Here is a 23,313-nt window from a genome sequence, read left to right on the forward strand (position 1 = left end):
TTAATTAAATAGCTGGCTGCCATAAAAGCCCAATACTATTTTTAAGTATAGGCTAGCCCGGCAATATCTAAATGATCCACGCGAAAGCACTGTGTCGAAGGCTACTCAAAATCACTGGGTTGAAACCAGTAACGCGAATTGGAGTAGTTTGTATCGGCAGGTAAAAAAGAATTGGGGATGTGAATGGTATGTCGGGGCGCGAGGGTTTTATTGAGCGGAAAAACATGGCTGGTGAGCGGATGATTTTTCATATAAGCGAGAAATTCGCCTTCCTCGATCATTTTCTCCAAGCCCTGCTCAATCCAGCGCGCCAATTCTTCGTTGTCGCGCCCCACAAAAAAGTACACGGCAAAGGGATAATGCAATACCAGGGTTTTGTGCTCAATTAATTCAGGGTAGGAGTTTTTGCGCTGGGTTAATTCGGGTAAGGCTTCGTAATAACCACGAGGAAAATAATCGCAGCGTTTGGCCACCACTTGTTGATACAGCCCTTCCAACACCGCCACCTCAGTCACGCGCAAGGCAGCGGCGCGCATAATATCCACATCCGGCCAATCCAGCCCCTGACAAGCGAGCAGGCGTTTTAAATCCGCACCACTTTTCACGGCGTCAAATTCCCGATGGCGATCAGCGCGAATGATAAAACGGCGATAACCAATTAAACCGCGATCCACCGGGATCCGAATTGCACGCAGTTTTTGTTCGCGCTCAGTGCTGGTGCCCATCCAGTAGACATCAATACTGGCTCCGCGATTTAATTCATAAATCGCACGTCCCTGCTCCATAACGCTGGTCTCGCGCAATTCCGGAATGTCACGCCCGGCAGCACCATTAACAAGCGCGAGACGTAATAACTGGGTGTAATAGTCCTGTGCTACCTGCGAGTCGGGTTGTGGTTTAGGGATATTTAACACCGACGGCAAGGCCAATGCGGGTAGCGCAAGCAGCAGCAAAAGTGCCAGACCAAAGCGCTGAACCGTCATTAGCCACTCCCTATAAACAAACATGCCATGATTAACGTTTAACCAGTATAGGCCAGCGCCCTCAGTGCGCTAGGCAATCTTAAATCACACAGTACAAACATCACTGTTTTTTATAAAAAAAGGCTCAACCAAACGCGCGCTACACAAGCAGGCGCGGTTATTGTTTAGGTTATTGCGCCTTGGCAGAGGGAATAAAATCGGCGGGTTGAAACCAATAGCGCGTGTCGAACTGATCGGCACTATCGGGCAAACTGTCGTTGGGAATATTGATGATGCGCCGCTCGGCGAGGCGCGCCAATGGAAAAGCGCGGCGGGTATGCGGGTGCTGTTGTATATGCGCAAGCAATTCACCATCGTCAATCATTTGCTCCAAACCTTCCTGCACCCAGGCCGCCAATGCGTGATTATCCTGACGCACAAAAAAGTAGACTGCAAAAGGGTAATGTAAAATCAGTGGTTCGTAGGCAACCAACTCGGGAAATTCACCCGCCCGCTTGTTCATTTCAATGCGAATTTCGTGAAACCCGCGCGGAAAATAATCACAGCGCCCGGCAGCAATTTGTTTAAATAAATTTTCGTAACCAGTACTGGTTTTTACTTTCAAATCGGCAGCGCGCAGAATGCCGGTGTCCGGCCAATGAGTGCCCTGACAAGCGGTAAATTTTTGCAGCTCGGCAAGGCTGTGCACCTGTTCAAATTCAGCCACACGCTTGCGGTGTACCACAAATTGGCGATAGCCCATCAACCCGCGCTCCAGTGGAATCGGGATAGCTCGCAGCGCCGCATTGCGATTTTTATCCGTCCCCATCCAATAAATATCGATTGTGCGGCCGCGCATCAATTCTTGTACCGCACGATCCTGTTCCATATCCATCGTCGGCAACAATGCCGGTACAGGCCGCCCTTTCGCGGCTTTGGTCAAGGCTTTGTGTAGCAGCTCGGTGTAATAGCCATAGGAGGTATCCAAATCCGACCTGGGCTTGGGAATACGCAATTCCGCCGTGCTGGCAACCGCGAGCCCACACCAAAGCCACAAGCAGCTGGTAACAATAAAAAACGCGCGTAATTTCATACTCTTATTATCACTGTTGTATGAACATTGATCGGCGCAACTGCTCGCCCATGCGAGAGTTGCAATCACAGGAAAAGTATAGGTTAATCCCCACCAATATCCTGTCCCTTTCTCCAACAAACAGAGCTTGTTATGCATATTCATATTCTCGGCATTTGCGGTACCTTTATGGGCAGCCTCGCCCAACTGGCCAAAGCGCTTGGCCACCGTGTTACCGGCAGCGACGCCAATGTTTACCCGCCAATGAGCACCCAACTGGAACAAGCGGGCATAGAACTGATTCAGGGTTTTGACCCGATGTATTTGCAGCCACCGCATATGGCGCAGACGCCGGATCTGGTGATTATCGGCAATGCCATGAGCCGCGGTAATGCCAGCGTGGAGTATGTACTCAACCAAGGCATAGCCTACACCTCCGGCCCGCAGTGGCTGCGCGATCATGTATTGCAAGGCAAATGGGTGATGGCGGTTGCAGGCACCCACGGCAAAACCACCACCTCGTCGATGCTCGCGTGGATTTTGGAGTACGCCGGTATGGAGCCAGGTTATTTAATTGGTGGCGTCACCAAGAATTTTCCTACCTCAGCACGTTTGGGCAATACACCGTTTTTTGTAGTGGAAGCCGATGAATACGACAGCGCTTTTTTTGACAAGCGCTCCAAGTTTGTTCACTACAATGCACGCACGGTGATTTTAAATAACCTGGAATTTGACCACGCCGATATCTTCCCCGATCTCGCCGCGATCCAAAAACAATTCCACCATTTGATACGCACGGTTCCCAGCAATGGTTTAATTATTTCCCCCGGCAATGACAAAGCCCTCGCCGAAGTAATCCAACAAGGCTGTTGGACACCGCAGCAACAATTTGCAGTCATCAATGAAAACTCGAACGATGAAAGTTCACCGGTAGAAAACAAAGCGGAATGGCAAGCCCCTACTCCTGAATGGCAAGCCAAACTATTAGCAGCGGACGGCTCCTCATTTGCCGTGCTGCACAACGGCGAAGAAGTGGCGCAAGTGAATTGGGAACAAACCGGTATTCACAATGTGAATAACGGTTTAGCTGCAATCATCGCCGCGCGCCATGTAGGTGTAACACCGGAACACGGCGCAAAAGCATTGGAACAATTTTCCGGTGTAAAACGCCGCATGGAAATTCTTGCGGACGTTCACAGCATAAAAGTCTACGACGACTTCGCCCACCACCCGACCGCGATTAAAACCACACTCGCCGGTTTACGCGCAAAAGTCGGCGACCAAAAAATTATTGCCATCATCGAACCCCGCTCCAACACCATGCGTATGGGTGTACACAAAAACGCCCTCAACCAAAGCGTTACCGACGCCGACGATGTTCTTTGGTATCAACCCGCCAATGTCGATTGGGCAATGGACGAAGTAGTCAACAAAAGCCCCGTGCCCGCAAAACTTTTGCGCGATTTGGATGAATTAATTCACTGCGCTATTTCGCTGAGCGAAGCGAATACGCATATTGTGATTATGAGTAATGGCGGGTTTGGTGGCGTGCATCAGAAATTAATTGATCATTTAACCAAGCACGCGTTGTAAAAAAAATCAAAAATGTAAAAAACAAGGAAAGATGAATGGAAACCATAAAACACTATAAATGCCTCACCGACCTCAAGAAGATAATTTCAGAGTTAGGTGATGTTAAATCAAGGCCAATAGTTCAAGGAAACCACCCAACTCTTTATAAAGATAAAAATGAAGGCAAATATAGAACTGTACTTGGAATTAGAATTTGCGATTATAGATTCTCGTCCGATGAGAAATGGATACTTCCAGATAACCAAATGGGACTGTCTTTTTCTGCCACATGGGAAAACTTAAAATTTGTTCACGGCATGTTTTCCCGAGGCAATAAACCCGTTGACATATATTGGGTTTTATCAGAAGCAGACATTCCGCCCGGATTAAAATTTGTCGAAGATAAAACAAATAAAGGGCATTATTTTTTAACGGTAACAGAACGCATGCTTGTTGAACAGCTTGTCACAAAACTCAAACTTGTATCCTACAGATTATCTATTATTAAGGGAGGCGGAAGAGCAATATGATTCAATTTAAACGCTATCCTCATATCGCCGATTTACTTGAATATTATATTGACTCCAAAAAAAGAAATGATATTGGTGAGATTTACAAAAACGGAATAAAGAATGAAGAAGATGCTGAATTATTTTGTAAATTCATTTGGGATGTAGTGGAAAGCATACATTCAGATAGCGAGTTAGAAGTCTTAGTGCTGGGCAATACAGATAACACTGACATGCTGTCAGATCTAGCTTATGAAATCACCAATCACATGAAGCAAACAGGTTATTATTCTATTTGGGAGACAACACTTGACCAGCAAGAGTGAGAATAAAAAAAGCACACTACTTGATATATTAGGCTTTGGTATGAAATATACGCTAGCAGTGGCTATCTCAATTCTAGCTATCTGCGCCTTATGTTTTATCTGTGTAAATGTAGCCACACATTTTTCACCACCATTGCAACCAATGTTTGACCAAGAACGATTGGGACAGCTTGGGGATTTTTTAGGTGGAACACTCAATCCAATTTTTGGATTTGCCACTGTATGCCTATTGCTTTGGTCTGTCTTTATTCAAAGAAAGGAGTTATCGCTAACGAAATATGAACTAAAAAGATCAGCTATCGCGTTAGAAAATCAAGTTAAATTAGCTACAGATGAATACAACAGAAAACAGCTTGATGCCTACTTTCAGCTTCTTGAACAAAGCTATGAAATATTCATAAGCGAAAAACTCATTAATACACAGAATAATTTAATAGAGCGCAATGGTATAGGAAGCCCAAAAAGCATCAAAGAGCTGATTGACTATTTAACTAATTCAAAAAATGAAACAGCTTTGTCGATCACCGAAGTAATGACTAACGAAACAAAACTGAAATTAAGCTCGATCACAAATGAAATATACAAAACGTTGGAAGAGTTAGAATCAATAAGTCGCTCAGACGCAATAAAAAGCTATCTTACATTCAAAAAGCTAAAATATGATGCAACTTTATCTTTACTAAAAATCAAGACTTAACTTGAAATGACAGAGGAAGGAACCCCTTCAATTACCACCCTTCCCTCTATATCATTAACACCTCAGCAAAACATCGGTCATTACCAGCAAACAGTGCCAAAGAGCCTGTCAAAAAACCTTTTTTCCACTTTTGAGAGAGCTTCAACCATGAAAATTGCATTAATGAACGAATTTAGTCAGGCCGCGAAGAACGCGATTGTGTTGCAGCAGCTGGAATCAGTCGCTGCCGAGCAACAACACAGCGTTTATAACGTGGGCATGAGCGATGACAATGATCATTACCTGACCTATATCCACCTCGGCATCATGGCGAGCTTGCTGTTGAACTCCAAAGCGGTGGATTTTGTGGTGAGCGGCTGCGGTACTGGCCAAGGCGCGATGATGTCGCTGAACGCGCACCCAGGTGTATTCTGCGGTTACTGCATAGAGCCGACCGATGCCTACCTGTTTGCGCAAGTGAACAACGGCAATGCGCTGGCGCTGCCTTTTGCCAAGGGTTTTGGTTGGGGTGCGGAGCTGAATATTCGCACTATTTTTGAGAAGGCTTTTACCGGCGTGCGCGGCCAAGGTTACCCCGCTGAGCGCCGCGAGTCGCAAGTGCGTAATGCCGGTATCCTCACCAGCGTAAAAACCGCTACCGCCAAAGATTATCTGGATGGCCTGCGCGCTATCGACCCGGAACTGGTCAAAACAGCCGTGACCGGCGAGCGCTTCCAAGCCTGTTTCTTTGAAAACTGCCAGGACGATAACATCCGTGCATTTGTGCAGGACGTATTGGGGAAATAAATTCCTCCCCAACCCTCCCTTTTCAAAGGGAGGGAGCTAATTCCCCCTTTGTAAAAGGGATTTGCGCCGCACCGATTCACCCACTCTGAGGCACACCGAATGACTCAAACACTAACACCACGCACTATTACCCTTGCGATTACCGGCGCTTCTGGCGCGCAGTATGGCCTGCGTTTATTGCAGTGTTTATTGGCCGCTGATTGCAAAGTGTATTTGATGATTTCCAGTGCCGCCGAAGTGGTGATCCGCACTGAAACCGATTTAGATTTACCACGCGATTTGGAAGACCAGCAGGCGATGCTCTGCTCACTTTACGGTGCCGATGAAGACCAGCTACAACTACTCGCCAAAGACGATTGGTTTGCTGCCGTGGCATCGGGTTCCAGCTCGCCGGCCTCGATGGTGATTTGCCCCGCCAGTGGCGGCACCCTCTCTGCAATCGCCCACGGTGCCAGCAATAATTTGATTGAACGCGCGGCCGATGTCGCCCTGAAAGAGCGTCGCAAATTAATTGTGGTACCGCGCGAGACGCCCTACTCTGAAATCCATTTGGAGAATATGCTCAAGCTGACCCAAATGGGCGTGATTGTATTGCCCGCCAGCCCCGGTTTTTATATGCAACCGCAGTCGGTAGAAGAGCTGGTGGATTTTATTGTGGCACGCATTTTGGATCAGCTCGGCGTCGCTCAGGATCTAATGCCACGCTGGGGTGAGGATTAAGCTACCTGCAGATCTGCCCTTAACCCAGCCCATTCCCGGGCTGGCAGCTACACCAATCCGCTCCTCCCCCACCCTTATTTGCCCGCCACTGGCAACACCCTCGATTTAACCTAGACTTAAGCCAACACTCTGTAAAAATCGAGAGCACCAATGCCCTTTGCGGAATCACTGCCTTGCATACTATTTACCTTTACTGCGGAAAATAGCGGTAAATGCACCATCTGTTTTTGCAACAACAATTTGGCAGACATATTTGGTATTACGGCAGAATCGCTCATTGCCGACAGTGAGTTCCCCTTTAGAAATGTTGACCTGGAATGCCGCCCCGATATTTACACCCACTTAAATCAGTTGATGTATGGCGAGCGCACATTTATAGACCTGAGTTTCACCATTAGCCGCCCTGAAAAAAAACATTGGTTTTTGCTGCAGGCATCAGCACAAAAAGGCTCACCCAAACATACTTACGAAGGCCGCATTTTTGAAATTACCGAGCAGTATGCGCGTCAACAACAGGTGCTGACCTCGGCCAATTATTTTATGCACCTGCTCGACCAACTGCCCGATCGTTTTTATTATAAAGATGCGCAGTCGCGTTACCTCGGTGGCAACCGTGCCTGGCGCGAACAACACCACATTGAAAATATGGCCGATTGGGTCGGCAAAAGCGATTTGGACTCCCCGCGTTTTACACCGGAGTTAGCGCAAAAAATATTTCGCGAAGAGCAAACAATGTTGCAAAGCGGCATAGCACTACGCACCCGCGAAAAAGTCGAAAATGCCGACGGCAGCATACAATATTCCGACTCAATCAAAACGCCGGTGTATGATAACCACAATCAACTGGTAGGGTTGGTGGGGCTAACACGAGACATCACCCAACTGGTGGAAACCGAACAAGCACTAGCGCACGCAAAAGAGCAAGCCGAGGAAGCAGCAAAAGCCAAAAGTGCATTTTTAGCCGTGATGAGCCATGAAATTCGCACCCCCATGAACGGCGTGATTGGCTGCGCATCACTTCTGGCCGACACTCAACTCACTGAAGAGCAACGTCAACTGGTGCGCACTATTCAATCCTGCGGCGAAGGTTTGTTGGTAATTATTAATGACATCCTCGATTATTCCAAAATAGAAGCGGGGCAAATCCAACTGGAAACCCATCCATTTCATCTGCAGGAATTAATTGAAGACACCCTCGAACTTTTCAAAAAAAGTGCACAAAATAAAAATCTGGAATTACAGTATGTTTTGGCTGATGATGTACCGCTGCATGTAGAGGGAGACTCGGCGCGCATTCGCCAAGTACTGATTAATTTAATTGGCAATGCTATAAAATTTACCGACACAGGTGCAGTCACACTCACCATTAACCTACAAGAAAAACAGCACAACAAACACCGCTGTACCTTACTCTTTAAAGTCCAGGATACCGGCATAGGAATACCAGCGGAATTACAAGGCAACCTGTTTCAAGTATTTACCCAAGCCGATAACTCGATTACACGAAAATATGGCGGTACAGGGCTAGGTTTGGCGATTTCCAAAAAAATTATCCAACAAATGGGCGGAACCATTTGGCTGGATAGCACGCCGGGGTTAGGCACCAGCTTTTTCTTTACCGCCCGTTTTATCTATCACGAAAAAGCTTACGAACCCTCTTCAAAAATTTCACCAACATCAAATTCCTTGCTGTCGACAACAGATGAAAACACCAACCTGCCTCTGGAAATAAAACCGCACAATACACGCGTGCTGGTGGTAGAAGATAATAGCGTTAACAAAATGCTTATTATTAAAATGCTATCAAAATTGGGCTATAACAATATTACCGCCGTAGCCGATGGCTCAGAGGCCGTGGATATCTGCCGGGAAATGGCTATCGATATAATATTGATGGATATTCAAATGCGGATTATGGATGGTTACACCGCTACCGAAAAAATCAGGGCGCAACAAAATGTTGCGGGCCAACCCTGGATCATCGCACTCACGGCGGGCGTACAACAGGCGGATGCGGAACGCGCCTTTGCCTGTGGCATGAATGCTTTTGCTACCAAACCTATTCAACTGCTTGAATTAAATAATGCGCTTATCCAGGCAGAGACTGCGCTGCTCAGCACCAGCGCCTAAGTGTTCAAGGCGTGAAAGGCATCTGTTAAACTGATGCTCCAATCATTATGACCACGTTGCTATGACTCTCCCCAACCAGGTACGCATTGTTGAAGTAGGCCCGCGCGATGGTTTGCAAAACGAAAAGCAAACCATCACCACCGCCATCAAAATTCAATTAATCGAAAATTTAGTCGCTGCTGGTTTAACCTATATTGAAGCCGGTAGTTTTGTGAACCCGAAATGGGTGCCGCAAATGGCTGACAGTGGCGATGTATTTTCTGGTATCGCACGCAAACCCGGCGTAACTTACGCTGCACTCACCCCCAACCTGCAAGGTTATGAACGTGCGATTGCCGTTAACGCCAATGAAGTGGCCATTTTTGCGGCGGCATCGGAAGCCTTTAGTCAAAAGAATATTAATTGCTCCATTAGCGAAAGTATCCAACGTTTTGAAACCTTAATTAGCGCCGCCAAAGCGCAACAGATCCCGGTGCGCGGTTATATCTCCTGCGTTGCGGGCTGTCCCTATTCCGGCGCAGTAAATGCACAAACCGTTGCCAGTATCGCCAAAGAATTATTAGCAATGGGCTGCTACGAAATTTCGCTGGGCGACACCATCGGCGTAGGTACAGCAGGGCAAATCAAACACTTGATTGAAACACTCGCACGCGACATTTCCATCGAAAAAATCGCTGCGCACATGCACGACACTTACGGACAGGCACTCGCTAACATTTATGCCGCATTGGAAATGGGAGTAAGCGTAGTGGATTCATCCGTCGCCGGCTTAGGCGGCTGCCCCTTCGCCGCCGGTGCAACCGGCAATGTCGCCACTGAAGATGTAGTCTATTTATTAAATGGCTTGGGTATTCAACACGGTGTTGATCTGGATAAATTAATTTATGCCGGCAATACCATCAGCGCAGCATTAAATAAACCAAGCAACTCAAAGGTTGCGAAGGCAAAAAGCAAATCCCTCTAACCCCATCTGAAAAAGCGAGCGTCGGGGAGGGATTAAAATATCGAGGAAAAAATGACAAACGAAATCGAACAACAAATCAATTTGGAAACCGCGCAAATTCACTGGCACGAACTGCAGCGTTTTTTCGCGAGCGGCAATGCCATCGCGGTAGATCCAACATTGGATCTAACTCACGTCGCCGCCCAAATTGTCGCTGACAATGCCGCGCAAATTAAAACCTGGATGGATGCGGGCTTGGTTGATGCAGTCAAAGATACGCAAGCGCAAGAATGGTACGAGCAGAATGCATTGGTATGGGCTGTGGTGATAAAACCTTGGGTGTTGGTGCAGCCGATAATTTAAAAGGCAAACTAAGCATGCGCCAGATTCGCCGCGCCACAAAAGAAGATGCAGAAGCCATAACTAATTTATACCGCGAACTCAATACACTCTCACCCGTCTCAGTATTGCCAGAGCGAATTGACGCAGTAGCAAATAGCAGCAATACATTCTTGCTAGTGTGCGATGATAGCGGCGAAATTATCGCCACCGCACTCCTCTGTCTATGCCAGGATGTGATGTTCGACAACCAACCTTTTGCAGTGATTGAAAATGTAGTGGTCAGTGCCAACTATAAACGCGAAGGCATCGGCAAAAGTATGATGGATTATATTGAAGCGTTTTGCTTGGCGCAGGATTGCTCCAAAATTATGTTGCAGACCAGCAGTGAAAACCGCGACGCACAGGATTTTTATACGGCGATGGGTTACGACCCGAACGCCAAAATCGGTTTTATAAAATATCGCCGCTACTTCTCACGATAGGTTGCTACTTTTTACTATAGATAGTTCGGCTAATAATTTCTTTACTCAATCATCAGGATACACATTATGAATCTTACTGCCAGCGGCGTTGCATTGCGCTTTTTGTTCGCGCTCTTATTGGTACTACTCAGTTATAACCCAAGTGGCTACTCTTATTTTCACTGGGTTCATAGCAGCTTCAGTGACATTACGCCCTATGTAGTAATTGCGGGAGTTATTTTGCTCATTGGCTGGGGAATCTACATTAAAGCCACGCTTAACTCGCTCGGGTTAATTGGCATAATTGCCCTCGCAGCGCTTTTTGCATGCCTAGTATGGCTGTTTGTTTACTGGGGATTTTTAAGCGTTACCGACATCTCGGCAATGGCTTGGGTCATTGAGATATTGCTAGCCGCATTGCTCGCCGTTGGTATGTGCTGGTCGCACTTTACTCGCCGCATGAGTGGGCAAGTGGATGTGGATGAGATAGAAGATAAGTAGCACTTTAGGAGGATTAGCCAAGGTTTTGGCTAATCCTCTTTCCGATTATTTTTTGCGTCAAACCTTTTAATTGAAAAATTACTGCGCTGCGGTCATATCCCGCTCTAACCCACTTGGCCCTGCGGGCTTTTTATTTTTCCACACCCACATTAACCCACGCACATAGCCGTCACCTTTTACGGTGGTGTGATCAAGCCCTTCCATTGCATAATTTTGCAACTTAAGCCCTTGGTAGTTACGTGCAACTAACTGCTGCTGGAATTTAATTATAGGGTCGCGAAAAGCGGGATACTCTGTGGTGCCATAAGAAATAAACATACGGCCATTGAGTGCTTTGTGTGTTTTTGCGTAGCTGTTATCCAACTTGGCGAGTGCTTGTTTATCCCACTCCACTGCCGGGCTTAATGCGATAAAACCATTGAAAAAATCAGGCGCCTGATAAGCGGCGGTAATAGTAAATAATCCACCCAATGAATTACCGGCAATCACCCTGTCGGCTTTTTCACCGCGATATTGTTTTTCTATGAGCGGAGCGACTTCTTGTTGGATGAATTGTAAAAACAAATTAGCTTTGCCTGAACCCTCATCTATAGCGGTAAAGGTGTAATCAATGCGTCTTTCTTTGCCGTAATCTGCAACTGAGGGATAAGACAAGCCAACCATAATAAATTCGGGCACTTGATTGTCATAAATTAAATTGCCGTAGGTTGATACCAGTAGTGGCGTATCCCAATAAGCATCGAGATAGTAAAGGACCGGATATTTCTTTTCAGGATTGGTTTTGTAACTGGATGGATAGACCAGGACTAATTCATGATCTCTGCCAGTGATTGCTGATTGGATGGGAATAATTTCGGTATTACTCAATACAAACTGCTTGGTGCTTTGCTGTGCAAAAGCCATGTTGGCCGTTGCGAAGAATACAATTAGAAAAGCGCCACAGATATAACGCATAAATACCTCCATTGATAATTAACAACACCACTAGCGTTTATTGTGCAGCTCCCAGGTTTCCTGTTTTTTCTTTTCACTTTTGCGCAGCAGTACATAAGTGGCGCCAAGCCAACCGTGGCGTTTCTGTGCCGAATGAAATGCCATCACCTCATCCAATTGCGGCAGCCAGTGGGCAACACAGCTTTTTAATTGCGCCGGTTGTTCGCGCCCTTCACCTTTGCCATGGGTAATGAGTGCGCAGCGAATATCGTGCGCCATGCAGTCTTTAATAAATTGAAATACAGCGGTGCGCGCTTGATCGATGGTCATATTGTGCAAATCGAGCCGTGCATCAATTTGGTATTTACCCATACGCAAACTGCGGTAAACACCGTGCTGCACACCATCGCGCTTGAATTCAATTACGGCGAGCGGATCAAGCGGCTCTATATATTCGCCGGAGAGAAAGTTTTGGTCTTTCGCGAGCTCAGCAGTAGCGGCCTTACGGCGGGTTGCGATACTGGTTTTGTCCTTATGCGGCGATGCCAGCACCACTTTCTCTTCTACCTTGATGGGTTTTACATCTTTCATCTGGGAGAGAAAGAAATCGCTATCAGAATTGTTAGTAGACATAAGCGGGAATCTAAACAGCAGTAGAGGATGTGGAATTGTAAAACAAAAGGCCACCCTTGTGAGGCGGCCTTTTGTTTTACGTAGAGCGCGGAACGCGCGATTATTTACCGCACAACTATTGATTGGCGCGATTGGCAATCAACTCATTCACCACCGCTGGATCAGCAAGCGTTGAAGTATCACCCAATGAATCCAATTCGTTAGCGGCAATTTTGCGCAAGATGCGGCGCATAATTTTGCCGGAGCGGGTTTTGGGCAAACCCGGTGCCCACTGGATAATGTCGGGGCGGGCGATAGCACCAATCTCTTTCACCACCAAGGCCAACAATTCTTTCTTCAATTCGTCACTCGGTTGCTCCCCAGCCATCAAGGTAACATAGGCGTAAATGCCTTGGCCTTTGATGTCGTGCGGGTAGCCAACTACCGCCGCTTCCGCAACCTTGTCGTGCAACACCAATGCACTTTCCACTTCGGCAGTGCCCATACGGTGACCGGAGACGTTTAATACATCGTCCACACGGCCGGTAATCCAGTAGTAACCATCGGCATCGCGGCGCGCGCCGTCACCGGTGAAGTAGTAGCCAGGATAGGTGCTGTAGTAGGTGTCGATGCAGCGCTGGTGGTCGCCGTACACAGTGCGGATCTGGCTTGGCCATGCTGCCTTGATGCAGAGATTACCCTCGCCTGCGCCGATAACCTCTTTACCTTCCGGATCAAGCAGCACTGGCTGCACACCAAAGAAAGGCACTGTTGCGGAACCGGGTTTGAGGTCAATAGCACCGGGCAATGGGGTGAGCATGTGAGCACCGGTTTCGGTTTGCCACCAGGTATCCATAATCGGGCAGCGGCTATCGCCCACCACACGGTAGTACCACTCCCAAGCTTCGGGGTTAATCGGTTCGCCTACGCTGCCGAGGATTTTTAAACTGGCGCGCGAGGTTTTGGTGACATAGTCGTCACCTGCGCCCATCAGGGCGCGAATTGCGGTGGGTGCGGTATAAAAGCTGTTGACGCCGTGTTTGTCGATCACCTGCCAGCAGCGCGAAGCATCCGGGTAAGTGGGCACGCCTTCAAACATTAGCGTGGTCGCGCCATTGGTAAGCGGGCCGTAAACGATATAGCTATGGCCGGTCACCCAACCTACGTCGGCAGTACACCAGTAAACGTCGCCTTCCTGATAATCGAATACGTATTTGTGGGTCATGGCCGCTTGCAGCAAATAGCCGCCGGTGGTGTGCAATACCCCTTTGGGTTTGCCGGTGGAGCCGGATGTATAGAGGATAAACAGCGGATCTTCGGAATCCATGATCTCCGGTTCACAATCATTGGCCTGACGCTCAACCAGATCTTCGTACCAGAAATCGCGCTTTTCATCCCAAGCGATATCACCGCCAGTGCGTTTAACCACGATACAAGTGTGTACACCGGGGCATTGTGCCAGGGCGATATCGGCATTCTTTTTGAGTGGCACACGTTTGCCACCGCGCAGACCTTCGTCCGAGGTAATCACTACCTGACATTCCGCATCCTGAATACGGTCTTTCAACGCCTCGGGTGAGAAACCGCCGAATACGATTGAGTGGATCGCGCCGATACGGGTACAAGCGAGCATGGCATAAGCTGCTTCTGGAATCATCGGCATATAGATGCACACACGATCACCCTTTTTCACCCCGCGTTCGCGCAAAGCGTTGGCGAGACGACAAACTTGGTCGTGCAATTCTTGGTAGGTAATAAATTGGTCTTCGGAAGGATCATCGCCTTCCCAGATAATCGCCGTTTGTTTGGCGCGGGCCGGTAAATGGCGGTCGATGCAGTTAACACTGACATTCAATTTGCCACCGATAAACCAACTCACTTCGCCTTTGCGCAAATCACTTTTGGTCACTTGCGACCAAGGCTGCTGCCAGGTCAGGAAGGTTTTTGCCTGCTCCGCCCAAAAGGTATCGGGCGCATTGATTGATTGGTCGTACATTTCCTTGTAGCGCGCCAGATTGATCGCTGCGCTGCGTTTAAAGGATTCGGGAACCGGATACAGATGGACTTCAGACATGTTGATCTCTCTTCGACGTTATCTTGTTATTCGCGGGAAAGGCTGCAGGAATGATTCTGATGTCACACGCCACCTAACTCAAAAGCTGCCCCTCAAAAAATCGCTTCAAGCTTAGCAGTTCTGGAGCTTAAATCTCAATGACAACGTTGTCCATCAAGGTTAAAAAATGTTTATTTGCCCAAGCGCAGCTATTAGCGCTTAGGTGTGCCCGGCCCCTCCCGATCCATGCGCTCCAACTCCTGCTTGTAGGCCTCCACTTCTTCCCAGTCAAACGCGGTTCCCGCATTCAAATGATCGGGATGCAGAGCGCGCTCCTTGGCGTTTTCCTGCAAGCTATGTTCTTTTTGCGGCTCGTCATCAGCGCCAAACTGCTTGAGAAGTTCATCGGTTTTTTTGGACATAGTGATATCTCCGGAAAGACACTCTTATTGATTAAATCGCAGACATAAAAAAGGGCGGTTGATCCGCCCTTTTATACGTAACTCAGATTACAGTCATCACATGGATAAGACTTATTCCATCTGCATAGGAATGGTGTTGCTGGTGCGATTGACGCTGTTGTCTTCATTTAAATAGACCAGCTTGGGTTTGTGCGCCACCAGCTCTTCATTGTTGAAATAGCCATAGGTCGCGATAATTACGCGATCACCCACCGCTACCTTACGTGCTGCCGCACCATTCATAGAAAAGGTGCCTGAACCCGGCTCAGCCAAAATGATGTAAGTGTGAAAACGCTCGCCATTATTGACGTTATAAATATCGATTTGCTCGAATTCACGCATACCAGCCAGGGCTACCAAATCGGCGTCAATCGCGCAGGAGCCGTCGTACCACAGCTCGGCCTGGGTCACTTTGGCCATGTGTAATTTTGCTTTAAGCATATGAGTCAGCATGGAATCCTCCGGGGAATCACTGGTGCAGTGGCGGCGTTTAGACGAGCACCACAGAAACATTGTCAATTAGTCGTGCGCCCTGGGTATACATGGCGCCGAGTATAGTGATCTCCCGATCATCGTGTGCCGCCATTTCCAGCGTGCGGCTATTGCAAATGCTGATGTAATCCACCCGAAAACCCGCCGCTTCAATCTGCGCGCGCGCCTCGTCCACCAGCACTGAAAAATCGCGGCGACCATCAGTGATCGCCTGTTTGATTGCATTTAAACTGCGGTTGAGCACCGCGACCTTTGGGCGCTCGTCGGCAGTGATAAAGCCATTGCGCGAGCTCATCGCCAGGCCGTCTTCCTCGCGAAAAATCTCACCGGCAGTGATTTTAATCGGAATACACAGGTCTTCCACCATGCGACGAATAACCGCCAGCTGTTGAAAATCCTTGATGCCGAACACCGCTTCGTCCGGCTGCACAATATTAAACAACTTGGTGACTACGGTTGTCACGCCCTCAAAGTGACCGGGGCGACTCGCACCGCAGAGTACATCGGTCATGGTTGGCACTATCACACGCGTCTGCTCGGCCATACCATTGGGGTAGATTTCTTTTTCATCGGGGCAAAACAGGTAGTTGCAACCTACCGCCTCCAATTTGGCCGAATCAGCTGCCAAGGTGCGTGGGTATTTATCCCAATCTTCATTCAAGCCAAATTGCAGCGGGTTGACAAAAATACTGGTCACTACCACATCGCAATTGCGCTGGGCGATTTTCACCAGCTCGATATGGGCGCTGTGCAAGTTGCCCATAGTCGGCACAAAACCAATACGTTTACCGGCTTTGCGCTCGGCCGCCAAGGCTTCACGAAGGGATTGAATGTGATGAAAAACCTGCATATTACTGCCTCAAACTGCCCATCAACCGAGCTTGGATTCGGGCGCGCGATAATACACGGTCAGGATTGAGAAGTACATTTTTAGATCAAAAAACAACCAGATCTTCCGGGTGCGCCGGCTTACCTGATCAAGGGAAAAGCCGAGCCTGATTATCGATTACTGGTAAACGAACAACCGCATCGCCAAGGGTAAAAGTGCCGCCCTGAATCACCTTGGCACACAAGCCGCCGTAACCAAACATTGCCGCTGTACCGCCCGCCCCCAGCGCTTCATCCATACGCGAGCAGGGGTGACAAAGGGCGTTGGTTTCGAGGATCACTTCGCCGATTTGCAAGCGCTGGTAGCGCAGCAAATTCAGATTCATGCCAGAGATGACCAGATTGCGGCGCAACAGGCGGGGGTCTATCGTGGAGTGTCCGGTGTGACGGCAAATTGCCTCAATGTATTCACTGCTGATCAGCGTCACTTGGCGCGCTGATCCCGGTGTTTTTTTCATGCGGTGATCGCCCACCAACCCCAAACCCACCACCGCCTCGACTTGATCAACTACCACTACCTCGCCGCGCCGTTCACTGCGCAAACCAATCCACTCCAATTTTCCGGGAGCGATGCTGGCACAGAGTTTGTCGAGCAGACGGGCTTGGCTGTTCATCGGGAAAACTCACTGGGGATTACTATTGATAGCGATTAATACTGGTCCTGCTGGAAATACTCAGGCGCGAGATTATCAAAGCGGGTGTATTTGCCCACGAACGCAGCGCGGCAGGTGCCGATTTCGCCGTTACGTTGCTTGCCGATAATCAATTCGGCCATGCCTTTGTCAGGACTGTCTTCGTTGTAATATTCGTCGCGATAGATAAACAGGATAACGTCCGCGTCCTGCTCGATGGCGCCCGATTCACGCAAGTCAGAGTTCATGGGGCGCTTGTTGGGGCGCTGTTCCACGCCGCGGTTTAGCTGTGAGAGAGCGATCATCGGGCATTCAAATTCTTTGGCCATGCCTTTGAGCGAGCGCGAGATTTCGGAAATTTCCTGGGTACGGCCTTCACCACTGCCAGCAACCGTCATCAACTGCAGGTAGTCGACCATGATCATGCCGGGGTTGCCGTGTTCACGTGCGATACGCCGGATACGGGCGCGCATTTCCTGGGGGTTCAAACCGCCGGTATCGTCGATAAAGAGCAATTTGTCTTTGAGTTTGGCAACGGCAGAAGAAAGTTTCGGCCAATCCTCTTCGGTGAGTTTACCGTTACGCATTTTGCCTTGGTCGATACGACCAATGGAGGACATCATCCGCATCACCAGCGCGGAAGATGGCATTTCCATACTAAACACCACCACCGGCTTAGGCTGGTTAAACAGCGCGCCCTCCACGAAGTTGAGCGCCAGCGCGGTTTTACCCATGGACGGACGCGCGGCGAGGATAATCAATTCGCCCGGCTGCCAGCCGGAGGTGCGCTGATCCAGGTCAGTAATACCCGTGGGCACCCCGGTGATGTCACTACCGGAGCGGAACAGTTCATCAATGCGCTGCACCGTTTGTTTCAGCAGCTCATTCACACCGACCAAACCACCTTCTTTGGGGCGATCCTCAGCGATCTCGGCCACGCGTTTTTCGGCCAGCTGCAACAGGTCATCGGAATCCAGACCTGCGGGGTTCATACTGGATTTACTAATATCCTGTGCGGCGGCAATCAGTTGGCGCAGGGTTGAACGCTCGCGTACGATTTTGGCGTAAGCAGCAATGTTAGCGGCGCTTGGCGTATTGTTGGCCATTTCGACCAAGTAGCCTAAACCGCCCACACGCTCCAATTCGTCGTGTTTATGCAACTCTTCCGAGAGGGTGATAACGTCCAGCGGTTGACCGGCTTCCTGTAACGCCAGCATCATGCGGAAAATGAGTTTGTGATCCTCGCGGAAAAAATCCGATTCAGTGACCACTTCGAGCACTGCATCCAGGCGGTTGTTATCCAACATCAAACCACCCAGCACCGATTGTTCGGCCTCTACCGAATGCGGCAGTGCAGACTGGGCGGTGAGTTGGCTCGCGAGGCGATCCTCAAAACTGGCAGATTCGAAGCTGGATTCAGGCATAAGTCGTTAAAACACTGGCGTAGTTATTTGTCTAATCGATATTGATCGAATTGGGTGCAAAAAAAATCGGGCACATCTAAACCCCGAAAGGGTTGTCGATAGTGCCCGATTTCCTCTAGCTTGTCAGCAGAAGCTGACCAGCAGAACTGTGCGCCAAAGTATTACTCTGGAACAACAGCCAATTTAACCGCTTGAATCACTTCAGCGTGCAACTGAACGTCGATCTCGTATTGACCGATTTCACGCAGTACGCCTTGTGGCAAGCGAATTTCTGACTTGGCAACTTCAACGCCAGCTGCAGTGATTGCATCAGCGATGTCGCGAGTGCCGATAGAACCGAACAAACGGCCTTCGTCACCAGCATTAGCCGCGATAGTCACTTGCAATGCAGCCAGTTTCTCAGCGCGTGCAGTTGCTTCAGCAATTTTTGCAGCAGCTGCCGCTTCCAAACCAGCGCGACGCGCTTCGAAGTCAGCGATGTTTTTTGCAGTAGCAGCAATTGCTTTGCCTTGCGGCAACAAGAAATTGCGGCCATAGCCAGACTTAACGGTAACTTTGTCACCAATAGCGCCTAAACGGCCTACTTTATCGAGCAGAATAACTTCCATCTCTATACCCCTTACTCGTGGCTGTCAGTGTATGGAATCAAAGCCAGGTAACGAGCACGCTTGATAGCAGTAGCCAACTGACGTTGGTATTTAGCTTTGGTGCCAGTGATACGGCTTGGAACGATCTTGCCAGTTTCGGTGATGTAAGCTTTCAGCGTTTCAACATCTTTGTAATCGATGCGCTTGGTGCCTTCAGCGGTAAAACGGCAGAATTTGCGACGACGGAAAAAACGGGCCATGGTTATACCTCCTGCTCTTCTTCAAAATCATCTGCATCAACACCGTCTTCATCAGACAGGTCTTCTGCGTCATCACGACGTTCAGCGCGCGCTGGGCGAGCTTTGCGTTCACGGCCTTCTTTTTCGGCTTTCATGATGAATGATTCTTCAGTGATGGCGGCATCTTCACGCAGAACAAGGCTACGCAAAATGGCATCGTTGTAACGGAAGTTGGTAGTCAACTCTTCCAATACAGCGTCAGAGCACTCTACGTTCATCAGAATGTAGTGAGCTTTGTGCACTTTATTGATGGAGTAAGCCAGTTGACGACGGCCCCAATCTTCCAAACGGTGAACTTGACCACCGTCGTTTTTGATAGCTGAGCTGTAACGCTCAACCATGGCTGGAACTTGTTCGCTCTGGTCAGGATGAACCAGGAAAACGATTTCGTAATGACGCATGTTTAGCTCCTTACGGGTTAAAGCCTCCTACTTTGCTGATAAATAACGAAGCAGTGAGACAAGGAGTAGCCGATTTTACAGTCACAGTGTGACTTTACCCCCGGCCAGTTTGGGGTGCGGAATTGTACGCATAACCCCCCCTACAGGCAAGTAGAACCACGACCCGCATCACCTTTTCCCCACTTCACTGCACTATCGCCCCTTTCCCGAAAAAAATGGCACTGCCACTTTATGCCGAAACCTGAAGCAGGTGGTCATGCCACCTACCCTGGCATGACATTAGGTGGGCTCTGGTAAGTATCCAGAGCGAAGACATCACTACACAACCTAGTAGGAGCAAAGTCATGAAGAATAATCATCCCGGTTGCGCAGCGCCAACTGCTGCGCGCTCCGCAAATCCACGCAACATGCTATTCGCAAGCCTGGTTACAGGCCTTGCCAGTATTGCTTTCTGCAGTACAGCGCTAGCTGCCCTACCCGCGTTACAGGTGCAGGGCAATAAAGTTCTCGTCGGCGGTAAATCCGTTAGCCTTGAAGGTGTCTCCCTGTTTTGGAGTAACACCGGCTGGGGCGCAGAAAAGTTTTATACCGCCGCTGCGGTCAAACGCGCTAAAACCGAATTCAACGCCAACCTGATCCGCGCCGCCATCGGCCACGGGGAAGGTGGTGGTATCCAGGATGACTGGAACGGCAACATGGCGCGCCTCGATACCGTTATCCAGGCAGCTATCGACAACGATATGTATGTAATCGTTGACTATCACAGCCACAAAGCACACGAGAACTGGGGTTCAGCAGAAGCCTTCTTCAAACAAGTGGCGCAAAAGTGGGGCCAACATAACAACGTTATTTACGAACTCTACAACGAGCCATTGGGTGTGGATTGGCACTCGGTACTCAAACCCTATGCAGAGCATGTGGGTGGCAAAATCCGCGCGATTGACCCGGACAACCTGATCATTATGGGCACGCCTAACTGGTCGCAAGATGTTGATGTCGCATCAACCAACAAAGCCAACGTCTCCAACCTGGCCTATACCGTTCATTTTTATGCTGATAGCCACCAGGGGTCCTATCGCGCCAAGGCGCAAACGGCACTCAATAACGGTGCTGCGCTGTTTGCCACTGAATGGGGCGTGGGCCATGCCAATGGCCGCGGTGCGGTGAACTACGCCGAAACCTGGGCCTGGATCGACTTCCTGCGCGTTAACGGCATCAGCCATGCGGGCTGGGCGTTCCACGACAAAGAGCGCGACCAGGCGACGGGCGAAGTGGAAACCTCATCCTTTTTCTGGGCCGATGGCTCATTGAAAGAATCCGGCAGATTTGTGAAAGAAATTCTCGCTGGCCGTAAATCTATCGATGGCGGTGGTGGCGACGGCTCTGGTGGTACCTGCACCAAAGCCAATCCGGGCGATGCCATCCAGGCCGAAAGCTGGTGCCAGATGTCTGGCGTGAAGACCGAAACGACCAGCGATGCAGGTGATGGTTTGAATGTCGGCTATATCGATGGCGGCGACTGGATGACTTACTCAGTCAATATACCTACCACCGGTACCTACAAAGTCAGCTACCGCGTTGCAGCTCAGGCAGGTGGCGGACAGCTCCAATTGGAAAAAGCCGGTGGCAGCCCTGTGTATAGCAATATCAACGTTCCCGCGACGGGCGGCTGGCAAAACTGGCAGACCATTTCCCACAATGTAGTTTTGCCCGCAGGCGAGCAACTGATCGCGCTCTCGGCGATTACCGGCGGCTTCAATATCAACTGGCTGAAAGTAGAAAGCACTGGCGGTGACAACTCCGGTACGGTAATCGCGACTATTCAGGCGGAAGACCACAGCCAACAGAGCGGCACACAACAAGAAACCACTACTGATGCGGGCGGTGGCAAAAATGTGGGTTATATTGATGCCGGTGATTGGCTGTCTTACGCCGGTACGCCGGTGAATATCCCCAGCACTGGCAACTATGTGATCGAGTATCGCGTGGCCAGCCAAAACGGTGGTGGCAACCTGGCATTTGAAGAAGCGGGCGGCGCACCGGTGCATGGCACAATCGCTATCCCGGCCACGGGTGGCTGGCAAACCTGGACGACCATCCAACACACAGTCAACCTGAGTGCGGGCAACCATCAATTTGGAATTAAAGCCAATGCCGGTGGTTGGAACCTCAATTGGATTCGCATCAGCAAGGCACATTAATCCCGACAAGATATGATAAGTGCGGTTTTTTGCCGCCTTCGGGCGGCTGTTTTCGTTATGTCTGAACCGGCGCGGAGTCAACCGGCGGCAATGCTTGCTTGCGATACTCCGAGGGCGTCATTCCCGTTATGCGTTTAAAAAATCGATGAAACGCCGATTGGCTGTTAAAACCGGATTTATACAGAATGTCCAGCACCGTATCGCCCGCGCACTCAGGCGCAGCCAATAACCGCTTGGCCTCTTCAACCCGCTGGGTATTGATGAACTCAAAGAAATTCTGCTGGTGATGGTCATTGATAATGGTCGATAGCTCGCGCGGCTTGATGCCAATCTGTTCAGCGAATCGCTCCAGATTGATCTGGCTTTCCAAATGCAATCGCTGTTCGCGAATACCGCGCGCGACCGCTTCGCGCTTTTCGTCCACCTGCGGAATATCCTGTAACCGGTCTTTTTCCGGCGCTACGGCCACCACCAATTCATGCTGCAGCAGCTCGCGGGTATTGCGCCAGCCAAACAGGAACAGGCCATTCACCAACAGCACCGTGAGGTAGTTATTGATTATGCCCAGCAGGTCATTGGTCTCGCCGCTCACATAACCGCCCAGGAAATAGGCGATAAATGACCAAAGCCAGTGGATAAAAAACCCACCCAACACCCAATCCGCCAGCCGCAACTCCCGCTCAGCGATGCTGGAGTACATTTGTTTTAACTGCTGACGCAAATGGAACTCGGTGTAGAAACACGCGAGCACATAAATGAGCGGCGAGCATTTGACCAGGAACCACACAAAAGCCAAGGCCGCACGATCTGCCTCTGTCAGGGCCGCCCAGTGCCAGGGCAGCCAGTCATGGAGACTCAAGTCATAAGCAAAAATAACCCCCACCGCCAATAGGGCAGGCAACAGATGCACACCATGGCGCCACTGATAGACGTCGCGCTCACAGGACAGTGAGCGCAAATAAAAGAACAACACCGGCCCTTGCAACAAGAGGCAAGCCGATAACAGCGCAGGTATCCAAGGGTAATGAGCAATCGATATCGACTGGAAGCTGGTATTCCAGGTGATGAGAGTAGTGGTAAGCGTTCCTATCACCAGTATGAAAAAGAGTTGCAGCAACCGACGTGACGGTTTCCTGCCGCCGGGCAAAATGCCCAGAGCAATACACAGGATCAGGGTTTCCAAAATAGTCAGGGCGATGACCACTTCATGCAAATTAAGTAAGAGATGTTTCATTATTTTTATGTGTCGGTAATTCGGCGATAGTTTTTGTGGAATAGCCTGTCAGCATTTCATATGCCCGCGCCGCTA

26 protein-coding genes are annotated in these 23,313 nt (G+C 49.4%); 12 read left to right on the top strand and 14 right to left on the bottom strand.

The window, feature by feature from the left end:
- Window positions 1–101: 101 nt before the first annotated feature.
- Together NNX04_RS09225 and NNX04_RS09230 are read right to left on the bottom strand one after the other, a co-directional pair.
- The gene (locus NNX04_RS09225) at window positions 102–983 is read right to left on the bottom strand and encodes a hypothetical protein (protein ID WP_261948224.1); all 882 of its coding nucleotides are present in this window, start codon (window positions 981–983) and stop codon (window positions 102–104) included.
- A gap of 169 nt (window positions 984–1,152) precedes the next feature.
- Entirely contained in the window at window positions 1,153–2,055 is a 903-nt protein-coding gene (locus tag NNX04_RS09230; RefSeq protein WP_261948225.1) for a transporter substrate-binding domain-containing protein, read from the bottom strand.
- A gap of 132 nt (window positions 2,056–2,187) precedes the next feature.
- On the opposite strand from NNX04_RS09230, the gene mpl reads away from it, so the two are divergent.
- The 11 genes from mpl to NNX04_RS09285 all read left to right on the top strand — a co-directional run bounded on the left by mpl (window position 2,188) and on the right by NNX04_RS09285 (window position 11,021).
- The gene (gene mpl, locus NNX04_RS09235) at window positions 2,188–3,627 is read left to right on the top strand and encodes a UDP-N-acetylmuramate:L-alanyl-gamma-D-glutamyl-meso-diaminopimelate ligase (protein ID WP_261948226.1); all 1,440 of its coding nucleotides are present in this window, start codon (window positions 2,188–2,190) and stop codon (window positions 3,625–3,627) included.
- Between the two features lie 35 nt (window positions 3,628–3,662).
- A complete protein-coding gene (locus tag NNX04_RS09240) occupies window positions 3,663–4,136 on the top strand; it encodes a hypothetical protein (RefSeq protein WP_261948227.1) in 474 nt (157 codons plus the stop codon).
- Window positions 4,133–4,441, top strand: a complete 309-nt coding sequence (locus tag NNX04_RS09245) for a hypothetical protein (protein WP_261948228.1) — start codon at window positions 4,133–4,135, stop codon at window positions 4,439–4,441. The genes NNX04_RS09240 and NNX04_RS09245 overlap by 4 nt, the downstream gene beginning before the upstream one ends.
- Entirely contained in the window at window positions 4,425–5,138 is a 714-nt protein-coding gene (locus tag NNX04_RS09250; protein ID WP_261948229.1) for a hypothetical protein, read from the top strand. Before NNX04_RS09245 ends, NNX04_RS09250 begins: the two co-directional genes overlap by 17 nt.
- 147 nt (window positions 5,139–5,285) lie before the next feature.
- Window positions 5,286–5,924 carry an RpiB/LacA/LacB family sugar-phosphate isomerase gene (locus NNX04_RS09255; protein WP_261948230.1) on the top strand — a complete coding sequence of 213 codons (639 nt, stop codon included), beginning with the start codon at window positions 5,286–5,288 and terminating at the stop codon, window positions 5,922–5,924.
- 99 nt (window positions 5,925–6,023) lie between these two features.
- Window positions 6,024–6,644, top strand: coding sequence for a flavin prenyltransferase UbiX (locus tag NNX04_RS09260; RefSeq protein ID WP_007643414.1), 621 nt, complete (start codon window positions 6,024–6,026; stop codon window positions 6,642–6,644).
- Between the two features lie 240 nt (window positions 6,645–6,884).
- Window positions 6,885–8,774: a PAS domain-containing sensor histidine kinase gene (locus tag NNX04_RS09265; protein ID WP_261948231.1), complete on the top strand. Its 1,890-nt coding sequence runs from the start codon at window positions 6,885–6,887 to the stop codon at window positions 8,772–8,774.
- Between the two features lie 61 nt (window positions 8,775–8,835).
- Window positions 8,836–9,738 (top strand): hydroxymethylglutaryl-CoA lyase, encoded by a 903-nt coding sequence (locus NNX04_RS09270; protein ID WP_261948232.1) that lies wholly within the window; start codon window positions 8,836–8,838, stop codon window positions 9,736–9,738.
- A gap of 51 nt (window positions 9,739–9,789) precedes the next feature.
- Window positions 9,790–10,080, top strand: a complete 291-nt coding sequence (locus NNX04_RS09275) for a DUF2288 domain-containing protein (protein ID WP_261948233.1) — start codon at window positions 9,790–9,792, stop codon at window positions 10,078–10,080.
- Window positions 10,008–10,541 (top strand): GNAT family N-acetyltransferase, encoded by a 534-nt coding sequence (locus NNX04_RS09280; RefSeq protein ID WP_261948234.1) that lies wholly within the window; start codon window positions 10,008–10,010, stop codon window positions 10,539–10,541. Before NNX04_RS09275 ends, NNX04_RS09280 begins: the two co-directional genes overlap by 73 nt.
- Window positions 10,542–10,607: 66 nt before the next feature.
- On the top strand, window positions 10,608–11,021 hold the full coding sequence (locus NNX04_RS09285) for a DUF6524 family protein (protein ID WP_007643420.1): 414 nt from the start codon (window positions 10,608–10,610) through the stop codon (window positions 11,019–11,021).
- 78 nt (window positions 11,022–11,099) lie between these two features.
- Here NNX04_RS09285 and NNX04_RS09290 read toward each other — a convergent pair whose 3' ends face one another.
- The 11 genes from NNX04_RS09290 to rpsF form a co-directional block, all read right to left on the bottom strand.
- Window positions 11,100–11,975: an alpha/beta hydrolase gene (locus NNX04_RS09290; RefSeq protein WP_261948235.1), complete on the bottom strand. Its 876-nt coding sequence runs from the start codon at window positions 11,973–11,975 to the stop codon at window positions 11,100–11,102.
- Between the two features lie 30 nt (window positions 11,976–12,005).
- On the bottom strand, window positions 12,006–12,587 hold the full coding sequence (gene smrA / locus NNX04_RS09295; protein ID WP_151058870.1) for a DNA endonuclease SmrA: 582 nt from the start codon (window positions 12,585–12,587) through the stop codon (window positions 12,006–12,008).
- Between the two features lie 115 nt (window positions 12,588–12,702).
- Window positions 12,703–14,640 (bottom strand): acetate--CoA ligase, encoded by a 1,938-nt coding sequence (gene acs / locus NNX04_RS09300; protein WP_261948236.1) that lies wholly within the window; start codon window positions 14,638–14,640, stop codon window positions 12,703–12,705.
- 191 nt (window positions 14,641–14,831) lie between these two features.
- Window positions 14,832–15,041 carry a hypothetical protein gene (locus NNX04_RS09305; RefSeq protein WP_151058874.1) on the bottom strand — a complete coding sequence of 70 codons (210 nt, stop codon included), beginning with the start codon at window positions 15,039–15,041 and terminating at the stop codon, window positions 14,832–14,834.
- Window positions 15,042–15,152: 111 nt separating this feature from the next.
- Window positions 15,153–15,533 (bottom strand): aspartate 1-decarboxylase, encoded by a 381-nt coding sequence (gene panD / locus NNX04_RS09310; protein ID WP_151058876.1) that lies wholly within the window; start codon window positions 15,531–15,533, stop codon window positions 15,153–15,155.
- Window positions 15,534–15,570: 37 nt separating this feature from the next.
- Entirely contained in the window at window positions 15,571–16,422 is an 852-nt protein-coding gene (panC, locus tag NNX04_RS09315) for a pantoate--beta-alanine ligase (RefSeq protein ID WP_007643432.1), read from the bottom strand.
- 127 nt (window positions 16,423–16,549) lie between these two features.
- Window positions 16,550–17,074: an MOSC domain-containing protein gene (locus NNX04_RS09320; protein ID WP_261948237.1), complete on the bottom strand. Its 525-nt coding sequence runs from the start codon at window positions 17,072–17,074 to the stop codon at window positions 16,550–16,552.
- Window positions 17,075–17,109: 35 nt separating this feature from the next.
- Window positions 17,110–18,516 carry a replicative DNA helicase gene (dnaB, locus tag NNX04_RS09325; RefSeq protein WP_007643436.1) on the bottom strand — a complete coding sequence of 469 codons (1,407 nt, stop codon included), beginning with the start codon at window positions 18,514–18,516 and terminating at the stop codon, window positions 17,110–17,112.
- Between the two features lie 161 nt (window positions 18,517–18,677).
- Window positions 18,678–19,124: a 50S ribosomal protein L9 gene (gene rplI, locus NNX04_RS09330; RefSeq protein WP_007643438.1), complete on the bottom strand. Its 447-nt coding sequence runs from the start codon at window positions 19,122–19,124 to the stop codon at window positions 18,678–18,680.
- 11 nt (window positions 19,125–19,135) lie between these two features.
- Complete coding sequence (rpsR, locus tag NNX04_RS09335; protein ID WP_007643439.1) at window positions 19,136–19,363, bottom strand: 30S ribosomal protein S18; 228 nt, start codon at window positions 19,361–19,363, stop codon at window positions 19,136–19,138.
- A gap of 2 nt (window positions 19,364–19,365) precedes the next feature.
- Window positions 19,366–19,803: a 30S ribosomal protein S6 gene (gene rpsF, locus NNX04_RS09340; RefSeq protein ID WP_007643441.1), complete on the bottom strand. Its 438-nt coding sequence runs from the start codon at window positions 19,801–19,803 to the stop codon at window positions 19,366–19,368.
- A gap of 344 nt (window positions 19,804–20,147) precedes the next feature.
- Between rpsF and NNX04_RS09345 the strand changes: the two genes are divergently transcribed.
- Window positions 20,148–22,004, top strand: coding sequence for a carbohydrate-binding protein (locus NNX04_RS09345; protein WP_261948238.1), 1,857 nt, complete (start codon window positions 20,148–20,150; stop codon window positions 22,002–22,004).
- A gap of 55 nt (window positions 22,005–22,059) precedes the next feature.
- Here NNX04_RS09345 and NNX04_RS09350 read toward each other — a convergent pair whose 3' ends face one another.
- Window positions 22,060–23,238 (bottom strand): AraC family transcriptional regulator, encoded by a 1,179-nt coding sequence (locus NNX04_RS09350; protein ID WP_261948239.1) that lies wholly within the window; start codon window positions 23,236–23,238, stop codon window positions 22,060–22,062.
- Between the last annotated feature and the right edge of the window lie 75 nt (window positions 23,239–23,313).

The organism is Cellvibrio sp. QJXJ (assembly GCF_024452345.1).
Classification (GTDB): domain Bacteria; phylum Pseudomonadota; class Gammaproteobacteria; order Pseudomonadales; family Cellvibrionaceae; genus Cellvibrio.